Source organism: Nonomuraea sp. NPDC003560 (assembly GCF_042878785.1).
Taxonomy (GTDB): domain Bacteria; phylum Actinomycetota; class Actinomycetes; order Streptosporangiales; family Streptosporangiaceae; genus Nonomuraea.
Genome location: NZ_JBIAOF010000002.1, coordinates 509,733 through 535,038, shown reverse-complemented (window position 1 = coordinate 535,038; position 25,306 = coordinate 509,733). Strand labels below are relative to the sequence as shown.

The window sequence follows — 25,306 nt, the reverse complement described above, 5'->3', positions numbered from 1 at the left end:
CCAAGGTCAGGAGGGTCGGAGCAGGGCGTGGAAGCGGGTGGCGACCTGCTCCCACGTCCACTCGCGGGTGATCCAGTCGCGGCCGCGGGCGCCCATCTTGCGTGCCCGCGCGGGGTCGGAGAGCAGGTCGACGACGGCCTGGGCGACGTCCGCGACGTCCGCGCCGTCCACGACCAGGCCCGTCTCCCCGGGCCGGACGGCGTCCGGCGCGCCGCCGGAGTTGCCCGCGACCACCGGCAGGCCGGTCGCCGACGCCTCCAGGAAGACGATCCCGAGGCCCTCGACGTCCACGCCGTTCCAGCGGGTGCGGCAGGGCATCGCGAAGACGTCGGCCGCCGCGTAGTAGCCGGGCAGGCTCGCGGCGGGGACCGTGCCGGTGAACCTGATCGACTCGTGCCCGCCCGCCAGGCGCTCCAGCCTCGCCCGGTACGGGCCGCCGCCGACGAGCAGCAGCACCGCGTCCGGCACCGCGCGCAGCACCCTGGGCCAGGCCCGGATGAGCTGGTCCTGGCCCTTGCGCGGGACCAGCCGGGACACGCAGGCCACCACCGGCCGGCCGTCGAGGCCCAGCGCCGCCTTGGCGGCCCGCGGGTGGAACTGGTCGACGTCGACGCCGGGCGCCAGGCGTACGAGCTTGTGCGGGGGGATCGCCGCGGCCAGCCGCTGCCGCGTGTAGTCGCCCAGGTAGGTCACCACGTCGGCGTGCGCGCCGATCCTGCGCAGCACCGAGCGGAAGCCCGGCGCGCCCGCCCACGACGCCTCGTGGCCGTGGGTGAGCATCACCACCCGCCGCGCCCCCGCCGCGCGCAGACGGGGTGCGAGCAGGCCGAGCGGCGCGGCCGCGCCGAAGACGACGGTCTCGGCGCGGTGCTCGGCCACCAGCCCGGCCGCCCTGCGCGCGACGGCCGGGGTGGGCAGCATCAGCCGCGTCGGGTGCCGGACGACCCGGTACGGCTGACGCCGGTCGAACTCCTCGCATCCCGGCCAGGCGGGGGCGTAGACGGCCACCCCCGGCGTGCGGAGCGCGAGTCCGTGCACGAACGACTGGATGCCGCCCGGCCTGGGCGGGAAGTCGTTCGTCACGAAGACCACGTCGGTCACGGTTCGGGGACGCCGTTCAGTCTCGCCCACGAGCGGGCCAGGGCGTTGCGCTCGGGGCTGGAGGGATGGGAGGCATAGAGCACATATTCCACCGCATCCGGCGACAAGTCGGAAATGTTGGTTATGGCGAGGCGTTTCTGCATCGCGACGAACGTGGCCGGATCCCTGGTGAGGTCGAGGGCGTGCACGTCGGCCCGCGCCTCCACGTGCCGCGTGATCAGGTTCTGGGCCGGGTCGGAGACCAGCGAGGCCAGCGTCATCAGCCCCATGAGCACGCCGATGGCGCGCGGGTCGGCCACCGAGGCGATCCCCGTGCGCCGCCGCAGCGGCCCGACCAGCAGGAACAGGCCGATCGCCCCGAAGGCGGCCAGCAGTCCGCCGAGCAGCGTGCCGTCGAGCACGTCGGCGTGCTTGGCGTGGCCCAGCTCGTGCGCGACCACCAGCTCGACCTCCGACTCCGGCGCCTTGAGCAGCGTGTCGTAGACGACGATCCGGCGGGTGGCCCCGAAGCCCGACACGTACGCGTTGAGCGCCGTGGTGCGCCGCGAGGCGTCGGCGACCAGCACGTCCTCGACCGGGACGCCGTCCCGCTCGGCCATGGCCAGCAGTTCCGACCGCAGCGAGCCCTGCGGCATGGAGGTGAAGTCGTTGAACAGCGGCTCGAACACCACCGGGTAGACGTACGACACGCCGAGGGTGAGCGCGAACGCGCCCACGGCGGCCGGGATCCACCAGCGGCGCACCTTGCGGGCCAGCGCCACGAGGGCGAGCAGCATGACGGCCGTCAGCAGCACGCCGACGCCGGTGTTCTTGAGCCGGTCGGCGGTCCAGCCCGCCCAGTCCTGGGTGGACAGGCCGTAGTCGCGCAGGATCGTCTCGAACCACATGCCGAGCGGCCACCTCAGCACCTCGGTGATCGCGGTGAGCACCACCACGCCGAGGATCACCCGCACCCACCACGGGCCCCTGAGCACGCCCAGCACCTTGGCCGCGAACGGCGTCAGGACCAGCAGCCCGGCGAACAGGACCGTGAGACCGAGCGAGATGTAGCCGGGCAGGGTGGTGGCCGCGTCGAACGCCTGCGCCCTGGCGATCTGGGCGGCGCTGAAGTCGCGGGCGGGGTCGGGGGCGACGGCGGGCGCGCCCGCCGCCAGGACCCGCCAGGGGGTGGCGAACGCGGCCACCGCCAGGATCACGCCGCCGACCAGGGCCAGGGCGGCGCCGGCGGCGCGCCTGGAGCGGGATTCCGCGCGTTGCCGTTCGCGGGCGATCAGGTGCTCCGCCGTTCCCGTCAGCTTGCCGGTTCCCGGACGGGCCTCGACGCCTTCGGCGAGGGGGCCGGCGGGATCGCCCGCGCCCTTGCCGCCCTTGCCCTTGCCGCCTCCTTCGCCGCCCTTGCCCTTGCCGCCGCCTTTGCCCTTGCCGCCGCCTTTGCCGCCCGTTCCCGGGTCGACGGGGGGCTCGGGGCTCTTGCCGGGGGTGTCCGTGTCCTCGGCGGCCTGCGCGGGGGGCTGGGCGTCGGTGGCGGGGGCGTCGGCGTGGGGGCGGTCGTCGGGGGTGGGGGGTCGGGGGTGACGGGGGTCCTCGGTGTCGGGGTCGGCGTCCGCGTCGGGGCGGGCGTCCGGATAGTCCGGGTCGTCGGGGTGGCCCGGGGACTCGGGTGGCTCGTTGGTGCCGGACGGCTCCCGCGGCGCACCTTCACCGGGCCGGTCCCCGCCGTCGTCCCTGATGGCCACACCGCCGCCGTGCGCCGCCGCGACCGCCGTGCCGGGCTCATCGGCCCCTCCGGCGACCGCTCCGGCGGGCTCGTCCCCTTCCCGGGACGGGTCGTTCCGCTCGCTCATCTGCCTCCCCTTCACGCGAGCTGCTCTCGTACGTACTCGCGCCACCGTGCCGCCAGCGTCTCGGCGGTGAGCCCCACGGAGGCGAGCGCCTGATCGACGCCGGCCACGCGGGCATCACGGTAGAGCCGTACCAGGGTCCCGTCACCGAACCGGTCCGCGAGGAAGCGACACGCCATCCAGGCCTCCTGGTACGCCCGCGCGAGCCGTCCGGGATCGGCGGCCGTGGGGGCGAAAGCCGCAGGTCCGGGCAACTCGCTCGGCAGCCGGCCGGCCCTTACGTCGGCGGCGAGTTCGGCGGCGGCCGTCCCGACGGGGAGTCCGGCGTCGCGGTAGGCCACGTAGTCGGCAAACCCCTCGTAGAGCCAGACGGGCAGCCGGTCGGTGCCCGCGGCGACGTGGGTGAGCTCATGGGTGAGGACAACGTCACGTCCCGTGGAGGTGAGCCGGGCGAACGAGCCGGGCACGACGATCACCCTGGCGCCGTCGGCCACCGCGGCCAGCCCGTCCAGCGGGCCCGTGCGCGCCAGCCCGGCCGCCTCGGCGTCGGAGTCCGGCACGACGACCAGCGCGCGCACCGGCCGGCCGAGCATCGCGGACACCCGCCGTCCGGCGAGATCCGCGCGGCGGGCCAGATCGGCGAGCACGCCGGGCTCTGCGCGGTGCCCCACGACCACGGACCGCGCGCCGCGGGCCACCTGACCGCCGTCGCTCCACAACCCGCGCGCCCCGGCGGGCAGGACGGCGGCGGGCGGCGCGTCGGCCACCACGAGCACCGCCGTCGACAGCAGCAGGACCGAGAGGAGCAGCCGCGGACCGCGAAGGGACGGACGCACCTGCGAGGACACGGCCCGATGCTAGTAGGCCCACGCCCCTCCCGGCCCCTTCCCGAGGCCGAGCCCTTCGCCGGACCGATCCCGTCCCGGAGCCGAGCCCTTCGCCAGACCGGGTCCTGCTCGGGGCCGGGCATGCGACAGGCCCCGGCCCGGACCGGGGAGGGTCCGGGCGGGGCCCGTTGTCACGCGCCGGGACGCACCGCGCCGACGAACGACGACTTCCGCCATCCGCCCAGTTTGTCGATGCGCACCCGTTCGCCGGTCCGCGGCGAATGGACCATCTTGCCGTGGCCGACGTACATGCCGACGTGGCCCAGCCCGTTGAAGAACATCAGGTCGCCCGGCTTGAGATTGCGCCAGGAGACCTTGCGCTTGATGCGGGCGAACTGGCTGTTCGTCACGCGCGGGAGTCGTACCCCGGCCTTCTTCCAGGCGTACTGGACGAGTCCGGAGCAGTCGAACGCACCAGGGCCCGTGGCCCCGTACCGGTACGGGTCGCCGACCTGATGCTTGGCGACGGCGACGGCCCTGCGGGCCTTCGACGCCTGCCGCGCGGCCTTGGCCGACTTGGCAGACCTGACGGTCTTCGCCGACCTGGCCGACTTCGCAGTGGCCGCCTTGGCGGTGCTGGACACCGCGGTGAGCCTGGCGGCCGATTCGCTCACCGTCTGCGCCCCGGCCGGTACGGCATGGAGAACCGCACCTCCGGCCGTCACGGTCATCGTGAGTGCGACGCCCCTCAGGGCAAGACGGGACAGACGGGGGTTATGCAGGGAGGTAGACAGGATTTCTCCTTGTGTCTTCCACGAACGCCTACCGGGTTAGCTGACGGATTCGGGCCTGGAAGTCGCCCTACGGCGCGAAAGACGCGCCGATTCACCCCTGATCCCGGGGGATGACGGGATCTTTGGGTCCCCGGCTCCGTGCCTCCTGGCTGCACGGACTCGGCAGGTCGCCGCCCGATGGTTGTGCCTGAACGGGGATATCGGCGGCGACCGCTGGATTTTTATCTGGTCCGCATCGGGGTTCCGATGTCGATCCGCGGTGCGCATGGCTTGCTGACCGCGACGCCAGAAACTACGCCGAGGGGTCAAGATTTGGCAAAGGGAGACTCGGCCTGTAAAGATCAGATAAAGGTGCAAGTCAAGGGTGAAACCCCTGCTGGACCTCAGGACTCCGTTACCGCTTTGTGACCCTTCTCACACTTCCCGGCACACCTGATTGTCAGGGCCCTTTCGCCCCGTTTGTCCCGTTCGCCGCAGCGCTCACGGGCACGCCGAAGCCGCCCGAGATTTCGGGCGGGGGCCGAGTCAGGGGCGGATGGCTCCGACGAGCGGGCGACCGTAGTCGGCGAGGCGGACGACCTTGACGACGTCGCCCGTCTGCGGCGCATGAACGATCTTGCCGCCACCCGCGTAGATGCTGACGTGCCCGAGCCCCTCGCTGAAGATGAGGTCACCCGGCTGGAGGTCCTTGAGGTCCACCTTCCGGCTCGCGCCCCAGGCCCACTGCTGCCACGTCGTACGCGGCAGTGAGACGCCGGCGGCGCGCCAGGCGGCCTGCGTCAGCCCTGAGCAGTCGTAGCCGCGCGGGCCCGTGCCCCCGTAGATGTACGGCTTGCCCACCTGGGCGAAGGCGAAGTTCAGGACGGCCGCCGCGCTGCCCGAGGCGGGACCGGTGTACTTGATGCCGGTGCTGTTGGGATTGCCCGGGTTGTAGGCCCCCAGCTTGTCCAGGAGCTTCTTCTGCTGGCCGACCAGCTTCAGCACCTCGGCCCGCTCCCGCTGGACGGCGTCCCGCTCCTTGTCGGCGTCGGCGAGCGCGGTCTCGGCATTGTCGCGCTCGGCCTTGAGCCCCTTGTTCTCGCGGTCGAAGGCGGCCAGCTTCTCCAGCCGCTCGCGCGAGAGCTGCCCGGCCATGGCCAGCCCGGCCAGCAGGTTCTCGGGATCGTCGACGCCGACCATGCCGGGCAGGGAGGTGACGTCCCCGCCCAGCTTGTAGGAGTCCACCGCCACCCTGATGATCTCGGCGCGGAGGTCGGCGACCGTCTGCAGCTTCTGCTTGTAGCGGTCGTTGAGCCTGATGTAGGCGTCCTTGGCCTTCTTGTAGTTCTCGGTCGCCGTGTTGTACCGGTCGACCACCTTGTCGGCCTTGTCGTTCAGCTTCTCCAGCTTGGCCTTGGCCTGTTTGAGAGTGGGCTTGGGATCAGCGAGCGCCGCACCCATCGGGACCGTCATCAGTCCGATCGCGAGACCCGCGGCCACCGTCACCCGGCCAAACCTCACAGCGTCGCCTCCCAGGGATTACACCTGGGGCGAAATAGTACAGAAGTGGCGGGTTGGGTCTCGCCAATAGTGCTAATTCGTAACTTATGCGCGGCCCAGCCGGCGCAGCAGCAGACCGGACGGAACCGGTCTGGCGCCCATCCGGCGTACGGACTCGGCTACCTCGCGGTCGGAGGAGACGACGGCCACGGCCCGGCCGGGCGGCTCGGCCCGGACGAGCTGGCGGATCAGGTCGTCGGCGATCTCCCCCGGCGCGCTGAACAGCACCCGCACCCCGCGCGGCGCCACCACCTGCACCGGCGCGTTGAGCTCGGCGCCGTCGAAGACCACCGTCACCTCGACCCGGGTCTGGGCGACCAGCCCGCCGAGGCCGGTCATCAGCCGGTTGCGCTGGTCGGCGAGGGTGAGCGTGCCGTAGCCGGTCTTCGTGACGTTGTAGCCGTCGATGATCAGGTGGACCTGCGGCAGCGCCAGGAGCTGGTCGAGGAGCTGCGGGTCGTCGTCGGCCAGGGCCCGCGCGGGCACCCCGCGCACCCCGGGACGCTCGCCGGTGCTGGCCGCGACCGAGTCGGCGGGCCTGCTGATCGTGGTGGGCAGCGCCAGCTCCCTGCGCAGCCCGGCCGAGGCGTCCTGAAGGGCGTCGAGCAGCACCCTGATGCGGGCGTCCTCGATGCTGCGGCCCTCGCGGGCGGCCCGGCGGGAGGCTTCGAGCTGCCTCTCCACGTCGGCCAGGCGCTCGCGCAGGCGGCGCAGCTCGGCCTCGCCCGCGTTCCCGGCGGCGGAGGCGGCGTGCCGGGCGTCGTCGGCGGCCTGTTCCATCTCCTCGGCCCTGCGGGTGGCGGCCTTGGCCCGCTCGCGCGCGTCGTGGAGCTTGCGCCGCAGGTCGGAGTTCTCGGCGCGGGCCGCCTTGATCTGCTCGCGCAGCCGGTCGGCCTCCTCCTTGGCGGCGGTCTTCTGCGCGGCGAGCTGCTCACGCAGCCGCGTGACGGCCTCCTCGCGCTCGGACCCCTCGGCCGCCACGGCGGACTGCTCCAGGTCGGCGCGGGCGGTTTCGATCATCTCCGCCCAGCCGGGGGGCCTGGTGAGATAGGCTGCGGCAGCCACCAGCACGGGGTCGGCGGCGGGCGGCACACTGCCCTCGGCCAGCGCGGCGACCAGCTCGGGCCATCCGGCGGCGACGGACTCCGCGACCAGTTCGCGGAACTTCTTGTCGTTCTCCAGTTGCGCGGCGATCGGCGCGCTGCCCAGCTTGGCGCGCTTGCGCGGGTCGAACTTCGCGATGCCGCGCAGCGGCGGCGGCACGGAGACGGCGGGCATCGTGCCGAGAACCTGGGCGGCCAGGTCGACGACGTTGAGGCGCACCTGCTCGGGAAGCGGGCGAGACAGGCCTTCACCCGCTGAACTCATCCCACTTGTCCCTTCGTGACATGCCCTTTCAGACAAGGGTACGGCTCTTGCGTACCTGACCGTAACGGTCCCTTGAACCTAGACAAGCGCTTGGTAGGGGGTATACGACTGAGCCGGGGCAGCGGTGCGGCCTGGAGGTGAGCGGTGACGGAACAGATGCGCACGTCCACGCGTGACCTGGCGGAACTGCGCGAGCGGGCGTCCCGCTGGCTGCGCGGACGGGTCGGCGGGGACGCCACGGTGTCGGAGCTGTCGCGGCCCTCCGGCAACGGCATGTCGAGCGAGACGCTGTTCTTCACCGCCACCTGGGCCGCCGGGACGCGGCGGTGCGTGGCCAGGCTCGCACCTGCGGCGGAAGCCGTTCCGGTGTTCCCCTCCTACGATCTGCGGGCCCAGTTCGAGGTCATGCGGCTGGCCAGGGAGAAAGCTGGGATCCCAGCGCCGAGACCGCTCTGGTTCGAGCCCGACCCCGCGCCGCTCGGGACGCCGTTCTTCGTCATGGAGCGGGCCGAGGGCGACGTGCCGCCGGACGTCATGCCGTACACGTTCGGGGGCTGGCTGCACGACGCCTCCCCCGGCGACCGGCGGCGGCTGCAGGAGGCGAGCGTCGGGCTCGTGGCGGCGCTGCACGAGACGCCGTACACCGGGCAGGAGGTCGCGGTGCTCGGCCCGCTCGCCCCCGGCGGCACGGACGGCCTGCGCGCGCACGTCGAGGCCCAGCGCGCCTACTACCGGTGGGCGCACGGCGCCCGGCCGATCCCCATGCTGGAGCGGGCCTTCGACTGGCTCGGCTCACACTGGCCGGACGACCCCGGCCCCGACGTCCTGACCTGGGGCGACGCCAGGATCGGCAACGTGATGTACCGCGACTTCACGCCGGTGGCGGTGCTCGACTGGGAGATGGCCGCCGTGGGCCCGCGCGAGCTGGACCTCTCCTGGATGATCTTCCTGCACCGCTTCTTCCAGGACCTCGCGGTGACGATGGGCCTGCCCGGCATGCCGGACTTCATGCGCCGCGACGACGTTTGCCAGAAATATTGCGAAATAACTGGCTACGAGCCCCGCGACCTCGACTTCTACGAGATGTACGCCGCCCTCCGCCACGGCGTCATCATGGCCCGGGTGTGGCAGCGCAGGATCCACTTCGGCGAGCAGCCCATGCCGGACGACCCCGACGACCTGGTGCTCCACCGGGCCGCCATCGAGGAGCTGCTCACCCGCTAGCGTCGTAGACCAGCAGCGCGATCTGCACCCGGTTGTTCAGGTCGAGCTTGGTCAGGATGCGCGAGACGTGCGCCTTGACCGTGGGCACGCTCATGAACAGCTCCCGCCCGATCTCGGCGTTCGACCTGCCCTGCCCCACGGCCAGCGCGACCTCGCGCTCCCGCTCGCTCAGCCGGCCGAGCAGCCCCCGCGCCCGCTCGGTGCGGTCGCGGCCGCCCCCGTCGGACACGTGCGAGATGAGCTGCCGGGTCACCGCCGGCGACAGGATCGGCTCCCCCGCGGCCACCCGCCGGACGGCGTCGACCAGGTCGCCGGGCGGGATGTCCTTCAGCAGGAAGCCGGCCGCCCCCGCGCGCAGCGCCCGCACGACCTGGGCGTCGGCGTGGAACGTGGTCAGCACCACGACCTCGGGCGGCGAGGCGGTGCGGCGCAGCGCCTCGGTCGCGGTGAGCCCGTCGACGCCCGGCATGCGGATGTCCATCAGGACGATGTGCGGCCGGTGCTCGGCCACCCGCGGCGGCACCTCGGCCCCGTCGGCCGCCTCGCCCACGATCTCGATGTCCGCGGCCCCGCCGAGGATCATCGACAGCCCGGCCCGCACCATCGCGTCGTCGTCCACGATCAGCACCCTGATCGGCGCGTCCATCTGCCCTCCGTCGGTCAACGTCACTCCCCGTCCTGCTCCGGCGGCCACGGCAGCCAGGCGCGCACCCGGAACTCGCCGCCGGTCACGCCGTGCTCCAGCCGGCCGCCGGCCAGCTCGGCCCGTTCGGTCAGCCCGATGAGCCCGGCGCCCGCCCCCGGCATGCGCGGCCCGTGCCGCGACCACACCGGGTTGCGCACCTCGGCCGAGACCCCCTCGCCCGGCTCGCCCGCCACGGCCACGGCCACCGGGGCGCCGTCCGCGTGCTTGCGCGCGTTGGTGAGCGCCTCCTGCACGATGCGGTAGACGTTGCGGCCCGCCCCGGCCGGGACGCCGTCCGCGGCGCCCAGGTCGAGGCGGACGTCCATGCCGGCCTGGCGGCACTCCTCGACCAGCGCGGGCAGGTCGGCGAGCGTCGGCTGCGGCCGGTCGGGCACCGGGTCGGCGGCCCCCGGCGGGGTGTGGCGGAGCACGCCGATCACCTCGCGCAGGTCCTGGAGCGCCAGGTGGGCGTTGCTTCTGATCGCCCCGGCGGCCCTGGCGACGTCCTCGGCGGGCGCGTCGGGACGGAACTCCAGCGCCCCGGCGTGCAGGCTGAGCATCGAGATGCGGTGGGCCAGCACGTCGTGCATCTCGCGGGCGATGCGCTCGCGTTCGAGCCGCTTGGCGTCCTCAGCGGCGGTCTCGGCCCGTTGCCTGAGCGACCAGACGAGCTGCCGCCTGGCCCGGATGACGATGCCCCAGGCGTAGACGGTCAGCACGATCGTGACCCCGAACGCCGCCCCCCACAGCGGCGTCAGGTCCTCCTGGGGCCGCAGCAGCACGTACGGGGCCAGGGTGACCAGCGCCAGCAGCGTGACGGGCCCCGACACCTTGAACGGCCGGTGCACCGCCACGGTGAACAGCGCCACCAGCGAGGCCCCGCCGACCAGCTCCAGGTAGGACGACAGCAGGATCGTCACCAGCGCGAACCCCACCGGCCAGCGCCGCCGCAGCCACACCCCCGCGCACGCCAGCGCCCCCACGATCTGCTCGACGACCAGCAGCGGCTCGGGCTCGTTCCTGATCTCCTCCAGGCTGATGAACGTCACGCCGCAGGCCAGCAGGAACAGCGCGATGTCGGAGACCCAGTCGAGGGTCGAGCGCCGCACCCGGCCCCCGCGCCCGTCGCCGAGCAGCGTGGACGGCAACGCCCACCGGTATTCCAGGGCCGGATCGCCCTCCCCCCGCAGTTCCCTCACATTCGTCGAGGTTATGCCCTGCGCGGGAGCCGGCGACAGCGACCAAAGTCGGTGTCGCCGCAGACCGATGGCCGAGGCCGGCGGGCCGCCGCGGCGGCGAGTGTGGACGGCATGAAAGCGGTGGTGGAGGTGTTCGGCTGGCTGCTGATCCTGCAGGGGGTCGGCGGGCTGCTCAACACGCTGTTCGGCTGGTGGGGGTGGGCGCACGGCCTGCTCGTCGTCAATGTGCTGCCCTTCCTCGACGGTTACGAGGTCTTCGCGGCCGTCGTGATCGGCGTGCTCGGGTTCGCGCTGCTCTCGGTGGCCGGCACGGCCGGGCGGACGGCCGGCGGGGCGGAGGAGGGCCGATGAGCGGGACCGCGCTGCGTCCGCCGCGGCACCGTCCCGACCGCCGGGCGGTGGCGTGGTGGACGGTGCAGTGGCTCGTCCTCATGGTCCCCGTGGCGGCGGCGGCCGTGGGCGCGTACCTGGTGTTCACGCCGCGCACGCCGGGGCTGGGGGTGGCGGCGGCGGCGTTCGCGGCGGCGTGCCTGCTGGTGGCGCTGGCCGAGCCGCGGGCGGCCTACCGGGTGCAGCGGTGGGAGGTGACCGAGGAGGCGGTCTACGTCCGCCAGGGGTGGCTGACGCACACGTGGAAGGTGGCGCCGATGTCGCGGATCCAGCGGGTCGACACCGAGCGGGGGCCGGTGCAGCGGCTGTTCGGGCTGGCCGACGTCACCGTGACCACCGCCTCCTCCGCCGGAGCCGTCAAGATCACGGCGCTGGACCACCGGCTCGCCGCGGACCTGGCCGAACGGCTCACCGCGCGCACCCAGGCGACGCCCGGGGACGCGACGTGACCGGCTGGCAGCGGCTGTCGGGCCGGGGCCTGTGGAACGCGGCCGCCAGGTCTCTGGCGTTCGCGGCCGGTGCCGTGGCCGCGCTGGCGCGGTTCCTGGTGGGCCAGGACTGGGAGGCGGGCGGCGTCGTCGCCGCGTGCGCGGGGGCCGCCGTGCTGATCGTGGCGGGGGCGGTGGCCTACGAGGCGGCCCGGCTGCGGACGACCGCCTGGCGGCTCACGTCCGACCGGCTCGAACTGCGCTCGGGCGTGACCGTGCGGCAGCACCGCGCGGTCCCGCTGGACCGCGTGCGCAGCGTGGACCTGCGCGCCGACCCGGTGCGCCGGGCGTTCGGCCTGACCGTGGTCAAGGTCGGCACCGGCGAGCGCGCGGCCGAGGGCTCGGAGCTGGTGCTGGACGCCCTCGACCGGCATTCGGCCGAGATGCTGCGCCGCACGCTGCTGCGCCAGGACGCGCCCGCGCCCGCGGACGGTCCCCTGGCCGAGCTGCGCTGGTCGTGGATCCGGTACGCGCCCCTGTCGGTCTGGACGTTCACCGGCGCGGCGGTGGTCCTGGGCGCGGCCTACAAGGGGCTCGGCGCCGTCGGGCTCAAGGACTTCACCGACCGGGCGGCGAGCGGCCTGTGGGGCTGGGTGAGCGCGCAGCCGTGGCTCGCCGTCCCGCTGGTCCTGGCGCTCAACGCGGCTGTCGGCGCGCTCGGCGCGTTCCTGCTGTACGCCGAGTCCTGGGGCCGCTACCGCCTGGAACGCGAGCCCGGCCGGCTCAGGCTGCGCCGCGGGCTGCTGACCACGCGTTCGCTGACCCTGGAGGAACGGCGGCTGCGCGGCGTCGAGATCAGCGAGCCGCTGCTGCTGCGGCTGGGCGGCGGCGCCCGGGTCAAGGCCGTCGCGACCGGCCTGGCCAAGACGGAGGACGAGACCGAGGACGTGGCCGCCCTCACCCCGCCGCTCCCCCGCGCCGAGGCCGCCCGCGTCGCCGCCGCGATCGCGAACACGACGACGGGCGCCGGGACAGGCCCGGAGATCGGCGCGGGGGCGGAGATCGGCGCAGGTGCGAGGGTCGGCGCGGGGGCGGAGATCGGCGCAGGTGCGAGGGTCGGCGCGGGGGCGGGGATCGGCGCAGGTGCGGAGATCGGCCCGGGTGCGGGGATCGGCGCGGGGGGCGCGTCTTTGGTCGTGCATCCGGTGGCGGCCGGGCGGCGGCGGGTCGTGCGGGCGCTGGTGGCCACCGTCGTGCTGGCGGCGGGCGCGGGGCTCGCCTGGTGGCTGCTGCCCGCGTCGTGGCCGCGCGCGTGGGTGTGGACGGCGCCCGTCCTGGCGCTCCCGGTGGGGTTGTGGCTGGCCGCCGAGAGCCGGCGCGCTCTCGGTCACGCGCTGGGCCCGCGGCACCTGGTCACGCGCCGCGGCGCGCTCGTCCGCCGTACGGTGGCGCTGGACCGGGCCGGCATCACCGGCTGGACGTTCCGGCAGTCGTTCTTCCAGCGGCGCTCGGGCCTGCTGACCGTCTCGGCCTGCACGGCCGCGGGGGGCGGCCACTACGAGGTCCTGGACGTGGGCCGCAGCGACGGGCTCGACCTGGCGGCACGCGCGGTCCCGGGCCTGCTGGAGCCGTTCCTGACCGGCGGGCAGGGCGGCGGGCAGGGCGGCGGGCAGGGCGGCGGGCGGCAGGCCGCGTGATCCACCACGGTTGCCCATGCCCCTGTAGCGGGCAAGCCGTGATCGCGCGGCCCGGCGGCTTTCTGGTCAATACGCTATTTGTCGCGCTTGCAACCGAGTTGCAGCCTTGTTGACCGTCGACGTAGATCGCCCGCCAGGAGGGTGATCCCCGCGTGGTGCCAGAACTGGCGTCGTCTGCCGGTCGCGGGGGCCGCGTGGGATCAGCTTCCGGCCGGCTGTTTGGCCAGCTCGGCCAGGTACGCCCTGGCCAGGGCGAGCGCGCCGTCCTGCGCCTCCTTGCGGGGCATGAGCCGGGCCTTGGGCGAGTTCGCCGGCTCGCCCTTGGGCCGCTCGGCGCCGGAGTAGTCGACCCTGACCACCAGCGCGCCGGTACGCGCGACCACCGTGCCGCTGGAGGCCGACACCTCTCCCTGCCTGGTCTGCACGAACTGGCCGTAGGCCTGCTCGCCCAGCCCCTCGATGTCGCTCAGCTCGCCCCACGTGATGCCGCCGATGGACGATTCGGCGGTCTTCTTGGCGCCGCCGTACTCGCCGGCGTAGTAGGCCTTGGCCGCGCCCGGGTCGATCGCGCCCGCCCGGTTGGTGAAGCGGTGGGTGGTGATCAGCATGCTGCGGATCCTGACGTTCCCGGCCGCGCCCGGCAGGTCGAGGTTGAGCCAGCGGCACTCGGTCTCGTCGTCGTTGCCCGACTCGGTGGCGCGCGCCCTCGTGGTGGGCTTCGGCACCAGGCGGGTGGCGGCCTCCGTGACGGCCTGGCAGGCGGGCGGGAAGGCGGCCAGCTCCGTGGGCGAGGGCGTCGGGCGGGCGGCCGGGCTCTGGGTGGCCGGGGCCTGGTCGGCCTTGGCCAGCACGCCGGGGTGTTGCGCCTGCCAGGCGGCCACGCCCTTGGCGAAGTACGCGATCAGGCCGCTGACCTCGCGGATCGCGTTCTCCTCGGTGATGGACCTGGTGCTCTCGTTGGACAGGATCTGCGCGTCCTTGCGCTGCTGCCCGGCCTGGAACTTGACCCGGATCGTCATGTCCCCGACCTGGGCGTGGGCCTGGCCGAAGGAGTACCACAGCAGCTTGCCGTCGCGCCGCCAGGTGTACTGGGCGAACGCCCCCTCGCCGACGCCGGTGACGTCCTTGACCGGGGAGACGTACTCCTTCTCGTCGGGGTCGAGCGAGGGCTTGGCGGTGGCTCCGTACTTGGCGCCGCGGTAGTCCATCTCGTAGGAGTTCTGGGCCATCGAGCGGCCGGTCTTGGCGCCCTCGCCCTTGTGCTGCTCGATCCTGACGTCGATCTCCCTGCTGCGCCAGAACTCGCCGAACGAGATGCGCTGGTTCTGCCAGTTGCAGGTGAAGGCGACGGTGTAGTCGGAGTCCCTGGAGGACTTGGTCACCGTCGCGCCGGGCGCCAGCCGTTCGGCCTCGTCCGCGGGCAGCATCGAGCAGGCGTCCGGGCCGGGCGCGGCGGCGGCCGGCGCCACGGACCGCGCCGCCGACGACGACGGCCCGGCGGCCGTCCCGCCGCCGCCCTTGCCGGACAGCAGCAGGTAGGCCCCCACGCCGCCGCCGGCCACGACCACCACCAGGGCCGCGGCGAGGGTGGGCAGCAACCACGCCGGGCGGCGTCCGGGCCGACCGGCGGGCGGCCCGCCCATCGGCCCCGTGGGCGGCTCCGGCGGCGGCCCCCACTGCGGCCCTGACGGCGGCCCCCACTGCGGACCGGACTGAGGAACAAGCTGAGGAACAGGCTGCGGGCCCGGCTGTGGGCCCGGCTGCGGGTGAGGCTGCGGGCCCGGTTGCGGGCCGGGGGGCGGGCCGGGGGGCGGTGTCGGCGGCCTTCCCTGCGGCTCGAACCGCCGGCCCGGCACCGGATGAGGGGTGGTCGGCGGCTCGTAATCGCTACCGGGATTCACTGCGACTCCTGAGATTGCCCTGACTTGCGGTGAGACATGGCGAAACGCCCCTTGCAGCACGCACGACGATCATCCCGGCAGCGCCCCGGAGACCACCCGGGCGATCCGCAGCGCCGTCTCCTTGTCGACCGGCGCCTTGACCGACACCTCGTCGCGGTGCCAGATCACCTCGCCGAGCAGGTTGCTGGACCGGAAGAGCACGATGCTGTCGAACCGGCCGACCGTGCTGGAGGACATCAACAGCTCGAACCGGTTCTGCACGAACGCCGCCTCCCCCACCCCCGCGACGTCCACGACCTCACCGGCGGCCATCCGCGCCCGGGTGCCCTGCGCCGCGTTCCTGGTGCCCTTCTCGCTGGTGAACCGGCGCGCGGCCACCTGCGGCCCGCCGAGGTCGCCGTCGGGCTTCTCGATCCAGGTCCGTACGGTGATCCGCCGGCCCCGCCGCTCCTCGAGCCCCGCGACCCACTGGCACTCGCCGTCCCGCGTGGCGCTGCGCCGGACGGCGCCCTTCGCCAGCTCGGCGGCCTGGGCGTCGCTCAGCAGGCGGCAGGGGTCGGGGGCGGCGGCGTACCGGCCGGTCTCCGGCTGACCGGCCAGGGCGTCCACGGCGTACCAGCCGGCGCCGAGCACCGCGACGCCGGACGCGACGGCCACCGGCAGCAACCACCGCCGGCGACGCCCGGGGACCGGGCCGGAGCGCACCGGCGCGCCACTGAGCACCTGCCGGACCTGGGCCGCCGTGGGACGGGCGGCGGGCTCCTTGGCCAGCATCGCCATGAGCAGCCCGCCGAACTCGCGGCCCGCCCGCGCGGGGAAGGGCGGGTCGTGCAGCAGCACCGCCGCCGCGACCGCCGCGGGCAGCTGCCGCTCGAACGGCGCCCGACCCTCCACGGCGGTGTACAGGCTCGCGCCCAGCGACCACAGGTCGGACTCCGGGCCCGGCGCCTGCTCGTTGAGCCGCTCGGGCGCCATGTAGCCAGGCGAGCCGCCGTTGCCGGCGCCGTCGCCCTGACCGCCCATGGGGACGGCGATGCCGAAGTCGGTCAGCATGGCCGAGCCATCGGCGTCGAGCAGGATGTTGGCCGGCTTGACGTCGTGGTGCAGGATGCCGTGGGAGTGCGCGACCTCCAGCGCCGACAGCACCTGCAGCCCGATGCGGGCCGCGTACGGGGGCGGCAGCGGCCCGTTCTCCCTGATCACCTTGTCCAGGGACCGGCCGGTGACCAGGTCCATGATGATCCACGGCTGGTCGCCGTCGAGCACCACGTCGTGCACCAGCACGATGGCCGGGTCGCGCAGGCGTCCGGCCGACCTGGCCTCGTGGATGGCGCGGTCGGCGAACTCGGCCCGCTGGTGGGGGCTCAGCCCCGGCGGCACCCGCACCTGCTTGACGGCGACCTCGCGGTCGAGCATTTCGTCCAGCGCCCGCCACACCGTGCCCGCGCCGCCCTGCCCGAGCTGCTCGACCAGCCGGTAGCGGCCGGCCAGCAGATAGTGGTCACTTCGCACGGCGCAACGCCTGCTCGCTCGCCCGGGCCGCCTTGATCGCCGCCTGCCGGACGTCCTCGTCGGTCGGCTTGTCGGCCAGGGTGGCGTACTGGACGGCCACCACCAGGTTGGCGATCCGGTAGTAGACGTGAGCCGAGTGGACGCGGCCGGTCTTGCCCTTCAGCTCGAACGCGAACGCCTCCTCGCCGAGGCCCGCCAGGTCGTGGACGGGGGTGCGGGTGGAGCGCATGTCGGTCTTGACGCCGATCTCCGGCCAGGTCCAGTCGATCTGGTCGTACTTGGCCCAGTAGCGCTTCTGGTTCTGGAACAGGGTGCGGGCCGTGGCGGCGGTCATCGACCAGGGATCGACGGTGTCGGAGTCCTTCTGCACCTGGAGCCCGATGCCGGTGCCGGCGGTCGGCCAGCCGCATTCGGGGCCCACCTCGTTGCTGTCCGGCTGGGCCTTGGGCGGGCTCTGGGTGCGCAGCAGGCCGCCGACGTCCTGCGGGGTGAGCAGGGTGCACACGTCCATCGGCACGGTGAACGCGGCCGGCGGTCCGTCGTCGTCGCGCAGCACGACGAAGCCGGTGGCTCCGGCGGCGACCACGAGCACGGCCGCGACCGCGCCCCACAGCAGCAGCGGCCGCCCGCGCCGCCCCACCGGGCGGGGCGCGGTGGCCTGCTCGCCGGCCGCCAGGACCGGCGGCGGGCCGCCCGCGGCCAGCTGCCTGAGCGCGTGCACGACGTTGCGCGGATCGGGACGGGCGTCAGGATGGCGCGCCATCATGGCGGCCAGCAGCGGCCCGAGCGGCCCCGGCGCGACCGGCACCGGCTGCGTCACGGTCGCCCTGACCCGCTCGGCGACCGAGCCCTGGTAGGCGTTCCCGCCGGTCACGGCGGCGAACAGGGTCGCGCCGAGCGACCACAGGTCGCTGGACGGGCCGCCGGGCTCGCCCTCCAGCCGCTCGGGCGCGATGAACCCGGGCGAGCCGATCATGAGCCCCTGCTCGGTGAGCGCGGCCTGCCCCTCCTGCCGGGCGATGCCGAAGTCGGTCAGCACCACCCTGCCGCTGTCGGTCAGGAACACGTTGCCCGGCTTCACGTCGCGGTGCTGCAGCCCCTGGGCGTGGGCGGCCTGCAACGCCTCCAGCACGTCGGCGCCGACGCGGGCGGCGTACTCGGGGGGCATCGGGCCGAACTCGCGCACGGTGTCGGCCAGCGTACGGCCCCGCAGCAGCTCCATGACCAGCCACGGCCGCTCGTGCTCGACGATGACGTCGTGCAGCGCCACGATGCCGGGATGGCGCAGCCGGGCGGTGGCCTGCGCCTCGCGCACGGCCCTGGTGACCGCGTCGGCGCGATCCTTGGACGGCATGCCCTCGGGCAGGGTGAGCTCCTTGACCGCGACCTCGCGGTCGAGCATCTCGTCCTTGGCCAGCCACACCTTCCCCATGCCGCCGGCGCCGAGTGGGCGCAGCAGGGTGTAGCGGCCGGCAAGTCTTCCCGCGGACATAAAGGGAAGGGTAACTAAGGATCAAGAAGGATGGTTATTCGAGCACGTCCCCCCATGCCGTCCCGGGCCCCCTTCCCCGCGCTCCGGCGTGGTCCGGCGGAGTAACTGTCGGTCCCCCTCTCTATGGTCTTGGAACGTGGACGCGGTACAAGGCACCCTCGACGAGCTCGGCACCCCGCTGAGCGACGTCACGTTCGTCGTGTTCGACCTGGAGACCACCGGCGGCTCGCCGGCCGAAGACTCGATCACCGAGATCGGCGCGGTCAAGGTGCGGGCGGGTGAGGTGCTGGGCGAGTTCTCCACCCTGGTCGACCCCGGCGGGCCCATCCCGCCGTTCATCTCGGTGCTGACCGGCATCACCGACGCCATGGTGGTGGCCGCCCCGCGCATCGAGGCGGTGCTGCCGAGCTTCCTCGAGTTCATCAAGGGCTCCACGCTGGTGGCCCACAACGCGGGCTTCGACACCCGCTTCGTCAAGGCCGCCTGCGCCGCCCACGGCTACCCGCCGCCCGCCAACCCGGTCGTCGACACCGTCGACCTGGCCCGGCGGGTGCTGACCCGCGACGAGACACCCAACGCCAAGCTGTCCACGCTCGCCCGGTTCTTCCGCAGCCCCACCGAACCGTGCCACCGCGCCCTGCAGGACGCCAGGGCCACCGTCGACGTGCTCCACGGGCTGATCGAGCGGGCCGGCTCCTTCCAGGTCCACACGCTGGAGGAGCTGAAGTCGTTCGTCCGCGCCCCCACACCGGAGCAGCAGCGCAAGCGCCACCTGGCCGAGTCCGTCCCGCACGCCCCGGGCGTCTACTTCTTCGAGGACGACCGCGGCGAGGTGCTCTACATCGGCAAGAGCACCAACCTGCGCAACCGGGTGCGCTCCTACTTCACGGCCGCCGAGACCCGCCCGCGCATCCGCGAGATGATCGGCATCGCCGAGCGCGTGCGCCACGTCGTCTGCGCCACCGGGCTGGAGGCCGAGGTCAGGGAGCTGCGGCTGATCGGCGGCGCCAAGCCGCGTTACAACCGCCGCTCGCGCTTCCCGGAGAAGGTCGTCTGGCTCAAGCTCACCGCCGGCCCCTTCCCCCGCCTGTCGATCGTGCGCGAGCTGAAGGACGACGACGCCACCTACCTCGGCCCGTTCAGCAGCTCCCGCCTGGCCGACGAGGCCCGCATCGCGCTGCACGAGGCCGTGCCGCTGCGCCAGTGCACGCAGCCGATCAGCCTGCGCACCCGCCGGGCGGCCTGCGTCCTGCACGAGATGGGCCGCTGCGGCGCCCCCTGCGCGGGCAAGGAGAGCCCGGAGGAGTACGCCGCGCACGTCGAGAGCGCCCGCCGGGCCATGACCTCCGACGCCTCGCTCGTCTACACCGCCGTCGCGGCCCGCATGGAGCGCCTGTCGGTCGAGCAGCGCTACGAGGAGGCGTCCGTCGACCGCGACCGGCTGGCCGCGTTCGTCCGGGCGGCGGCCCGGATGCAGCGCCTGAGCGCCATCACCCGCATCCCCGAGCTCGTGGCCGCCAGCCCGGCCTTCGACGGCGGCTGGGACATCCACGTCGTCCGCTACGGGCGGCTGGCCGCGGCGGGCGTGATGCCGAAGGGCGCCCACCCCACACCGTTCGTCGCCTCGCTCAAGGCCATGGCCGAGGCCGTCATCCCGGGCCCCGGCCCGGTCCACGCGGCCAGCGCCGAGGAGACCGAGTGCATCCTGCGCTGGCTGGAGTCGCCGGGCGTGCGGCTGGTCGAGGTCGACGGCGTGTGGTCGATGCCCGCCCGGGGCGCCGCCCGCCACAAGGCCCGCATCGACCTGGCCTACCGCGGGCTTGATCAGCGGCGCGACCGAGAGGGACGTCCTTTGCGATGACCGGATACAGTTAATACATGGTCACGGCAATCGTCCACATCAAGGCCGAGGTAGACCGGATCCCGGAGGTCGCCCAGACGATCGCCGAGATCGACGGGGTCAGCGAGGTCTACTCCATCACCGGCGAATGGGATCTGCTCGCCATGGTCAGGGTCGCCCGCTACGAGGAGGTGGCCGAGGTCATCCCCGGGCGGGTCAACAAGGTCGACGGCGTCGAGCACACCGAGACGCACATCGCCTTCCGCACCTACTCCAGGCACGACCTCGACGCCGCCTTCTCGATCGGCTTCCCCGAATCCGACTGACCCGCTCCCCCGCGGTCCCCGCGTAAGCCCCCGCATCCGCTTCAGCGTCGGCGTCTGCGCTCGCTTCTGCTGCTGCGTCCGTCTTGGGCGCCCACCTTCGGCGTCCGTCTTCGGCGTCCGTCTTGGGCGTCCGACTTCGGCGTCCTTCCTCGGTTCCGTCTTCTGGGCCCGGCCGTCCTTCGGCCGGGCCCGACGCGTTTCCCGGGCCCGATCGTCCCCGGCCGGTGGGCCGGAACGCGGAACGGCCCGGACGGGGAAACCCCGTCCGGGCCGTTCTCGATCAGGCGAAACCCTAGTGGGTGAGGCTCCGGTCGTCGCCGGAACCGATCGCGGCGTGCTCGCCGTGCTCCCCGTGCTCGCCGTGGTGCCCGTCGTCGAGCGGGATCTTCTCCCCGCCGTACGCCTTGGACATCCGGCCGCGGAGCTTGCCGAGCGGGCCGCGCATGCCCTTGGGCGGGATGCCGGAGGCGTCCTCGTCCACGGGCAGGGCCGCCACCGCCTCCTTGCCCCGCATGTGGGCCTCGAGGTCGTCGGACGGCGGCGTGTGCACCTCGATGAACTCACCGTGCGGCAGCCGCTTGATGACACCCGACTCCACACCGTGCCCGATGACCGCGGCGTCGCTGCGCTGCAGGCCGAGGCACATGCGGTAGGTGATCAGGTAGGCCAGCGCCGGCCCGACGAAGACCAGCACCCGGCCGATGTACGTCGTCCAGTTGAGGCTGACGTGGAAGTTGGCCGAGATCTCGTCGTTGGCGCCGAGCAGCCACAGCACACCGTAGAACGTCATCGCCGAGATGCCGATCGCGGTGCGGTGGGGGTTGTTGCGCGGACGGTCGGCGACGTGGTGCTCGCGGTTGTCCCCGGTGACCCACCGTTCGATGAACGGGTAGAGCGCGAGACCGGTCATGATGATGCCCATCGGCACCAGCGCCGGGATGATCACGCTCATCGGCAGCGTGCCCGCGTGGGCCGTGCCGAACAGGTTCCACTCCCACGGCGGCATGAGCCGCAGCGAGCCTTCGAGGAAGCCCATGTACCAGTCGGGCTGCGAACCGGCGGAGATGTCCGCCGGCGTGTACGGCCCGAACAGCCAGATCGGGTTGATCTGGGCGAACGTCGCCAGCCCCGACACCACGGCGAGCGTGAACAGGAAGTAGGCGCCCGCCTTGGCCATGAAGGCCGGGTAGAACGGCGCGCCCACCACGTTCTTGTTGTTGCGCCCCTTGCCCGGCATCTGCGTGTGCTTCTGCACCCACATGAGCACCATGTGAGCCGAGACCAGCGCCAGCAGGATGCCCGGGATGAGCAGGATGTGCAGCGAGTAGAACCGGGAGATGACGTCCTCGCCCGGATACTCCCCGCCGAACAGGAAGAACGTGATGTACGTGCCCACCAGCGGCAGCGAGATCGCCACACCCTCGGTGATCCGCAGACCGGCGCCGGAGAGCAGGTCGTCGGGGAGGGAGTAGCCGGTCAGGCCCTCGGCCAGCGCCAGGGTCAGCAGCAGCACGCCGATGATCCAGTTGAGCTCGCGCGGCTTGCGGTAGGCGCCGGTGAAGAACACCCGCAGCATGTGCACCGTCATGCCGGCCACGAAGAGCAGGGCCGCCCAGTGGTGCATCTGCCTCATCAGCAGACCACCCCGGACGTCGAAGCTGATCTCCAGCGACGACGCGTAGGCCTCCGACATCATGACGCCCTTGAGCGGCGCGTACGAGCCGTCGTAGGCGATCTCGCCCATGCTCGGCTTGAACCACAGCGTCAGGAACGTACCGGTGAGCAGCAGGATGATGAACGAGTAGAGCGCGATCTCACCCAGCAGGAACGACCAGTGGTCAGGGAAGATCTTGCGCAGGTTGCGCTTGAGGAAGTTCGCCCCGCCCAGACGGTCGTCCAGGAAGGTCGACGGCCCGGCGATGGCCTTCGGTACGGCGTTCAGGTCGCTCATGCCTGGCCTCCCTTCTCCCTGGCCTCGGCCTCGGCGTCGCCGCGCTCCCAGTAGCTGGGACCGACGGGCACGTTGAAGTCACCCTGGGCGATCAGATAGCCCTCGCTGTCGACGGTGATGGGCAGCTGCGGCAGCGGCCGGGCGGCCGGGCCGAAGATGACCTTCGCGCCGTCGGCCGCGTCGAAGGTCGACTGGTGGCACGGGCACAGGATGTGGTGGGTGGTCTGCTCGTAGAGCGCCGCCGGGCAGCCGACGTGCGTGCAGATCTTGGAGTAGGCGACGATGCCGTCGTGCGTCCAGTTCTGCTTGACGCCGCTCTTGAGCTCCTCCGGACGGAACTTGATCAGGATCAGCGTGGCCTTGGCGAGCGCGTTGAGGTCGTGCTCGTACCCCTCGGGCACCACCGACAGGATGCCGCCGGGCGAGTTGAAGTCGGCCGCGCGGATCGGCTGGCCGGTGCCCTCGACGACCAGGCGCAGCGGCTTGCCCTCCTTGGTCTTCTCACCCCAGACCGTGTGGCGCAGCAGCTTGTTGAACTTCGCGCCGGGCATCTTGGAGTTGTCGAGGTCGCGCAGCAGCACCAGCGGCACCAGGCCGAGCGGCGCGGCGGCCAGCAGCAGCGTGCGGCGCATCAGCTTGCGCTTGACGAAGCCGCTCTCGTTGGCGCCCTGCAGGAAGGTCTCGGAGACGACCTCGCGGTCGTCCTCGTCGGAGGCCATCGTGTGGCGCTCCTGGACCAGCGCGTACTTCGGCATGATCTGGCGGACCCAGACCACGATGCCGACCGCGAGGCCGAGGACGGCCAGGGTCAGCGTGCCGCCGAGGGCGAGGTTGGAGACCCCCGTCGCCTCGGGGCTGCCGACCTGGAACACCACGTAGGAGATGAGGAAGGCGATGCCGGCCAGGAACGTGATCGCGAAGCAGAGCGCCACGATCTTCTCGGCCTTGCGGGCCTTGCTCTCGTCCTGCAGCGTCACGCCCGGGACGTCGCGGTCGGCGACGTCTTCCTTCTCCGCGGCGCCCAGCATCGACGTGCCCGGCGCGGGAGTGCCGATGACGCGCTTGGGCACGCGTTCGTCCGGCTGCTCGATCTCGTGCTCGTTGTCTGTCATGACTTCTGTCGCTTCTTCGCGGTGATCCAGATGGCGGCGAGGGCTAGGGCGGCGATGCCTACCACGAACGCTACGAGACCTTCGGTGACCGGGCCGATGCGCCCGAGGCCGAACCCTCCGGGGTCCTTCTGCTCACGGACCTGGGTGATGTACGCGATCATGCTGCGCTTCTCCTCAGGCGTGATCGTCGAGTCGTTGAAGACCGGCATCGCCTGCGGGCCGGTGACCATCGCCTCGTAGATCTGCGTCGGTGAGGACTCGTTGAGGTTGGGCGCGTACTTGCCCTGCGTCAGGGCACCGCCGGCGCCCGCCCAGTTGTGGCACTGGATGCAGTTGGCCCGGAACAGCTCGCCGCCCTTGCCGGCGTCACCGAGCTTCGGGTCGACCTGCTCCTTGCCCGGGACCTGCGGACCGCCGCCGAGCGACTGCACGTAGGCGGCGACCTGACGGGTCGTGTCCTCGTTGACCCAGTGGGCCAGGGGCTTGCGCGGCGCCTGCGGGCCGGGGTTGCCGGCGGGCATGCGGCCGGTGCTCATCTGGAAGTCGACCGCCGCGGCGCCGACACCGACGAGCGTGGGGGCGGTGTTGGTGCCCTCCGCGTTCATGCCGTGGCAGCTAGAGCAGTGGGCCACGAACAGGCTCTTGCCCTCGGCCACGTCGTCGACCTTGCCTGCCGCCAGCGCCGCGTCGGCAGGCTTGCCCGCCTGGACAAAGGCGGCGTATACCATCCCGACCAGCGCCAACGCCAAAATCAGGACGGCGTATCTCGCGAGGGGATGCCGCCGCCAAGCGGTGATCCTAGTCACAGAGATCCCGTTCCTTAACGAATGATGTAGATGGTCGCGAAAAGACCGATCCAGACGACGTCTACGAAGTGCCAGTAGTAGGACACGACGATCGCGCTGGTGGCCTGCTCATGCGTAAAGCGCTTCGCGGCGTACGTGCGTCCCAGCATGAACAGGAACGCGATCAGGCCACCGGTCACGTGCAGGCCGTGGAAGCCCGTCGTCAGGTAGAACACCGAGGTGTAAGCGTTGGCGGACAGGGTCGCGCCCTCTGACGCCAGCTCGCCGTACTCGTACAGCTGACCGGCGACGAAGATCGCGCCCATCAGGAAGCTGACGATGTACCAGAAGCGGAGCTTGCCGACCTGCCCCTTCTCCGCGGCCCACACGCCCAGCTGGCACGTCACACTCGACAGGACCAGGATGATCGTGTTGACCGTCGCGAACGGGATGTTCAGGTGAGCGCCTTCTGCCTCAACGCCTGCAGGAAGGAAGGCAGGGCCCCACTCGATGCCCTTCCCCTCGCTCACCGACCGGATGGTGAAGTACATCGCGAACAGCGCCGCGAAGAACATGAGCTCAGAGGACAGCCAGACGATCGTCCCGACACTGACCAGGTTCGGCCGTCGGTACGACTGTGCTGTCGTCGTCGAAGTTATTGCGGATGCTGTCGCCACGGGCAGCATTATTGCGGCTCCGGTGTTCGGTCCGGCCAACGACCCCCCGTTAGGAGGAACAAACCGGCCATCAACCTGGGATAATTGGGACAAAACGCCTGTCAGACCCGGTGGCCTGGGATTGCATCCCGGCGCAACGGTACGATCCAGGTGACCATACAGCTTCGACCGATAGTGAGCGCGACAGTGACGTCCTCTGGGAGCACCGACGACACGATGAGGGTCCTCGTCTACAGCGACGACGCGACCACCCGGGCCGAGGTCCGCCAGGCGATCGGCCGGCGGCCGGCGGCCGATCTGCCCCTCGTCGAGATCATCGAGTGCGCCACCGAGCCCAAGGTCCACCAGTGGCTCGGCTCCGGCGAGATCGACGTGGCGGTCCTCGACGGCGAGACCCAGCCCGCCGGCGGCATGGGCGTCTCCCGTCAGGCCAAGGACGAGGTCTACGACTGCCCGCCCGTCTGCCTGATCATCGCCAGGCGCGACGACCGCTGGCTGGCCGAGTGGTCCAAGGCCGACGCCGTCGTCCCGCAGCCCATCGAGCCCATGGTCCTGGCCGACACCGTCGCCGACCTGATGCGCCGCCGTTCCGCCACCCGACTCAACGCGAAGTAGGT

The 25,306-nt window shown here is 72.5% G+C and carries 22 protein-coding genes and 1 riboswitch; of the genes, 7 read left to right on the top strand and 15 right to left on the bottom strand.

Features of this window, described 5'->3' with window-relative positions; all coding sequences use genetic code 11:
- Nucleotides 1–6: 6 nt before the first annotated feature.
- The 6 genes from ACFYUV_RS07825 to ACFYUV_RS07800 form a co-directional block, all read right to left on the bottom strand.
- Nucleotides 7–1,101 carry a glycosyltransferase family 4 protein gene (locus ACFYUV_RS07825; RefSeq protein WP_387666175.1) on the bottom strand — a complete coding sequence of 365 codons (1,095 nt, stop codon included), beginning with the start codon at nucleotides 1,099–1,101 and terminating at the stop codon, nucleotides 7–9.
- Nucleotides 1,098–2,945: a M48 family metalloprotease gene (locus tag ACFYUV_RS07820; protein ID WP_387666173.1), complete on the bottom strand. Its 1,848-nt coding sequence runs from the start codon at nucleotides 2,943–2,945 to the stop codon at nucleotides 1,098–1,100. The genes ACFYUV_RS07825 and ACFYUV_RS07820 overlap by 4 nt, the downstream gene beginning before the upstream one ends.
- A gap of 11 nt (nucleotides 2,946–2,956) precedes the next feature.
- Nucleotides 2,957–3,790 carry a hypothetical protein gene (locus ACFYUV_RS07815; protein WP_387666170.1) on the bottom strand — a complete coding sequence of 278 codons (834 nt, stop codon included), beginning with the start codon at nucleotides 3,788–3,790 and terminating at the stop codon, nucleotides 2,957–2,959.
- A 170-nt stretch (nucleotides 3,791–3,960) separates the two neighbouring features.
- Nucleotides 3,961–4,443, bottom strand: coding sequence for a C40 family peptidase (locus ACFYUV_RS07810; protein WP_387666167.1), 483 nt, complete (start codon nucleotides 4,441–4,443; stop codon nucleotides 3,961–3,963).
- A 130-nt stretch (nucleotides 4,444–4,573) separates the two neighbouring features.
- Nucleotides 4,574–4,738, bottom strand: a riboswitch (cyclic di-AMP (ydaO/yuaA leader).
- A gap of 350 nt (nucleotides 4,739–5,088) precedes the next feature.
- Entirely contained in the window at nucleotides 5,089–6,015 is a 927-nt protein-coding gene (locus ACFYUV_RS07805) for an NlpC/P60 family protein (protein ID WP_387666165.1), read from the bottom strand.
- Nucleotides 6,016–6,147: 132 nt separating this feature from the next.
- A complete protein-coding gene (locus tag ACFYUV_RS07800) occupies nucleotides 6,148–7,470 on the bottom strand; it encodes an NYN domain-containing protein (protein WP_387666162.1) in 1,323 nt (440 codons plus the stop codon).
- Between the two features lie 144 nt (nucleotides 7,471–7,614).
- Here ACFYUV_RS07800 and ACFYUV_RS07795 point away from each other — a divergent pair, with 144 nt between their 5' ends.
- Nucleotides 7,615–8,694 (top strand): phosphotransferase family protein, encoded by a 1,080-nt coding sequence (locus ACFYUV_RS07795; RefSeq protein WP_387666159.1) that lies wholly within the window; start codon nucleotides 7,615–7,617, stop codon nucleotides 8,692–8,694.
- Here ACFYUV_RS07795 and ACFYUV_RS07790 read toward each other — a convergent pair.
- On the bottom strand, nucleotides 8,684–9,340 hold the full coding sequence (locus tag ACFYUV_RS07790; RefSeq protein WP_352353303.1) for a response regulator transcription factor: 657 nt from the start codon (nucleotides 9,338–9,340) through the stop codon (nucleotides 8,684–8,686). The genes ACFYUV_RS07795 and ACFYUV_RS07790 overlap by 11 nt on opposite strands.
- Before the next feature lie 20 nt (nucleotides 9,341–9,360).
- Entirely contained in the window at nucleotides 9,361–10,578 is a 1,218-nt protein-coding gene (locus tag ACFYUV_RS07785) for a sensor histidine kinase (protein WP_387666156.1), read from the bottom strand.
- A 111-nt stretch (nucleotides 10,579–10,689) separates the two neighbouring features.
- On the opposite strand from ACFYUV_RS07785, the gene ACFYUV_RS07780 reads away from it, so the two are divergent.
- From ACFYUV_RS07780 to ACFYUV_RS07770, 3 genes are read left to right on the top strand one after another with little or no spacing between them, the layout of a single operon-like run.
- Nucleotides 10,690–10,929 (top strand): hypothetical protein, encoded by a 240-nt coding sequence (locus tag ACFYUV_RS07780; RefSeq protein WP_387666154.1) that lies wholly within the window; start codon nucleotides 10,690–10,692, stop codon nucleotides 10,927–10,929.
- The gene (locus tag ACFYUV_RS07775; RefSeq protein ID WP_387666152.1) at nucleotides 10,926–11,417 is read left to right on the top strand and encodes a PH domain-containing protein; all 492 of its coding nucleotides are present in this window, start codon (nucleotides 10,926–10,928) and stop codon (nucleotides 11,415–11,417) included. Before ACFYUV_RS07780 ends, ACFYUV_RS07775 begins: the two co-directional genes overlap by 4 nt.
- The gene (locus tag ACFYUV_RS07770; protein WP_387666149.1) at nucleotides 11,414–13,093 is read left to right on the top strand and encodes a PH domain-containing protein; all 1,680 of its coding nucleotides are present in this window, start codon (nucleotides 11,414–11,416) and stop codon (nucleotides 13,091–13,093) included. Before ACFYUV_RS07775 ends, ACFYUV_RS07770 begins: the two co-directional genes overlap by 4 nt.
- A 200-nt stretch (nucleotides 13,094–13,293) precedes the next feature.
- Here ACFYUV_RS07770 and ACFYUV_RS07765 read toward each other — a convergent pair whose 3' ends face one another.
- From ACFYUV_RS07765 to ACFYUV_RS07755, 3 genes are all read right to left on the bottom strand, one after another.
- A complete protein-coding gene (locus ACFYUV_RS07765; protein WP_387666146.1) occupies nucleotides 13,294–14,736 on the bottom strand; it encodes a hypothetical protein in 1,443 nt (480 codons plus the stop codon).
- A gap of 327 nt (nucleotides 14,737–15,063) precedes the next feature.
- Nucleotides 15,064–16,506 (bottom strand): serine/threonine-protein kinase, encoded by a 1,443-nt coding sequence (locus ACFYUV_RS07760; protein WP_387666144.1) that lies wholly within the window; start codon nucleotides 16,504–16,506, stop codon nucleotides 15,064–15,066.
- Entirely contained in the window at nucleotides 16,496–17,998 is a 1,503-nt protein-coding gene (locus ACFYUV_RS07755) for a serine/threonine-protein kinase (RefSeq protein WP_387666142.1), read from the bottom strand. Before ACFYUV_RS07755 ends, ACFYUV_RS07760 begins: the two co-directional genes overlap by 11 nt.
- A 136-nt stretch (nucleotides 17,999–18,134) precedes the next feature.
- On the opposite strand from ACFYUV_RS07755, the gene ACFYUV_RS07750 reads away from it, so the two are divergent.
- Complete coding sequence (locus ACFYUV_RS07750; RefSeq protein ID WP_364331775.1) at nucleotides 18,135–19,859, top strand: DEDD exonuclease domain-containing protein; 1,725 nt, start codon at nucleotides 18,135–18,137, stop codon at nucleotides 19,857–19,859.
- Between the two features lie 17 nt (nucleotides 19,860–19,876).
- Nucleotides 19,877–20,164 carry an Lrp/AsnC family transcriptional regulator gene (locus tag ACFYUV_RS07745; protein ID WP_125630767.1) on the top strand — a complete coding sequence of 96 codons (288 nt, stop codon included), beginning with the start codon at nucleotides 19,877–19,879 and terminating at the stop codon, nucleotides 20,162–20,164.
- A 292-nt stretch (nucleotides 20,165–20,456) separates the two neighbouring features.
- Here ACFYUV_RS07745 and ACFYUV_RS07740 read toward each other — a convergent pair whose 3' ends face one another.
- Genes ACFYUV_RS07740 through ACFYUV_RS07725 form a run of 4 tightly spaced genes read right to left on the bottom strand, consistent with a single transcriptional unit; the run spans nucleotide 20,457 to nucleotide 24,698 of the window.
- Nucleotides 20,457–22,115: a cytochrome bc complex cytochrome b subunit gene (locus tag ACFYUV_RS07740; protein WP_387666139.1), complete on the bottom strand. Its 1,659-nt coding sequence runs from the start codon at nucleotides 22,113–22,115 to the stop codon at nucleotides 20,457–20,459.
- Nucleotides 22,112–23,227, bottom strand: a complete 1,116-nt coding sequence (locus ACFYUV_RS07735; protein ID WP_387666136.1) for a Rieske 2Fe-2S domain-containing protein — start codon at nucleotides 23,225–23,227, stop codon at nucleotides 22,112–22,114. Before ACFYUV_RS07735 ends, ACFYUV_RS07740 begins: the two co-directional genes overlap by 4 nt.
- Nucleotides 23,224–24,033 (bottom strand): c-type cytochrome, encoded by an 810-nt coding sequence (locus ACFYUV_RS07730; protein ID WP_352326595.1) that lies wholly within the window; start codon nucleotides 24,031–24,033, stop codon nucleotides 23,224–23,226. Before ACFYUV_RS07730 ends, ACFYUV_RS07735 begins: the two co-directional genes overlap by 4 nt.
- A gap of 14 nt (nucleotides 24,034–24,047) precedes the next feature.
- Nucleotides 24,048–24,698 (bottom strand): heme-copper oxidase subunit III, encoded by a 651-nt coding sequence (locus tag ACFYUV_RS07725; RefSeq protein WP_125630774.1) that lies wholly within the window; start codon nucleotides 24,696–24,698, stop codon nucleotides 24,048–24,050.
- A 207-nt stretch (nucleotides 24,699–24,905) separates the two neighbouring features.
- Between ACFYUV_RS07725 and ACFYUV_RS07720 the strand changes: the two genes are divergently transcribed.
- Complete coding sequence (locus ACFYUV_RS07720; protein WP_352353671.1) at nucleotides 24,906–25,304, top strand: hypothetical protein; 399 nt, start codon at nucleotides 24,906–24,908, stop codon at nucleotides 25,302–25,304.
- The last annotated feature ends 2 nt before the right edge of the window (nucleotides 25,305–25,306 follow it).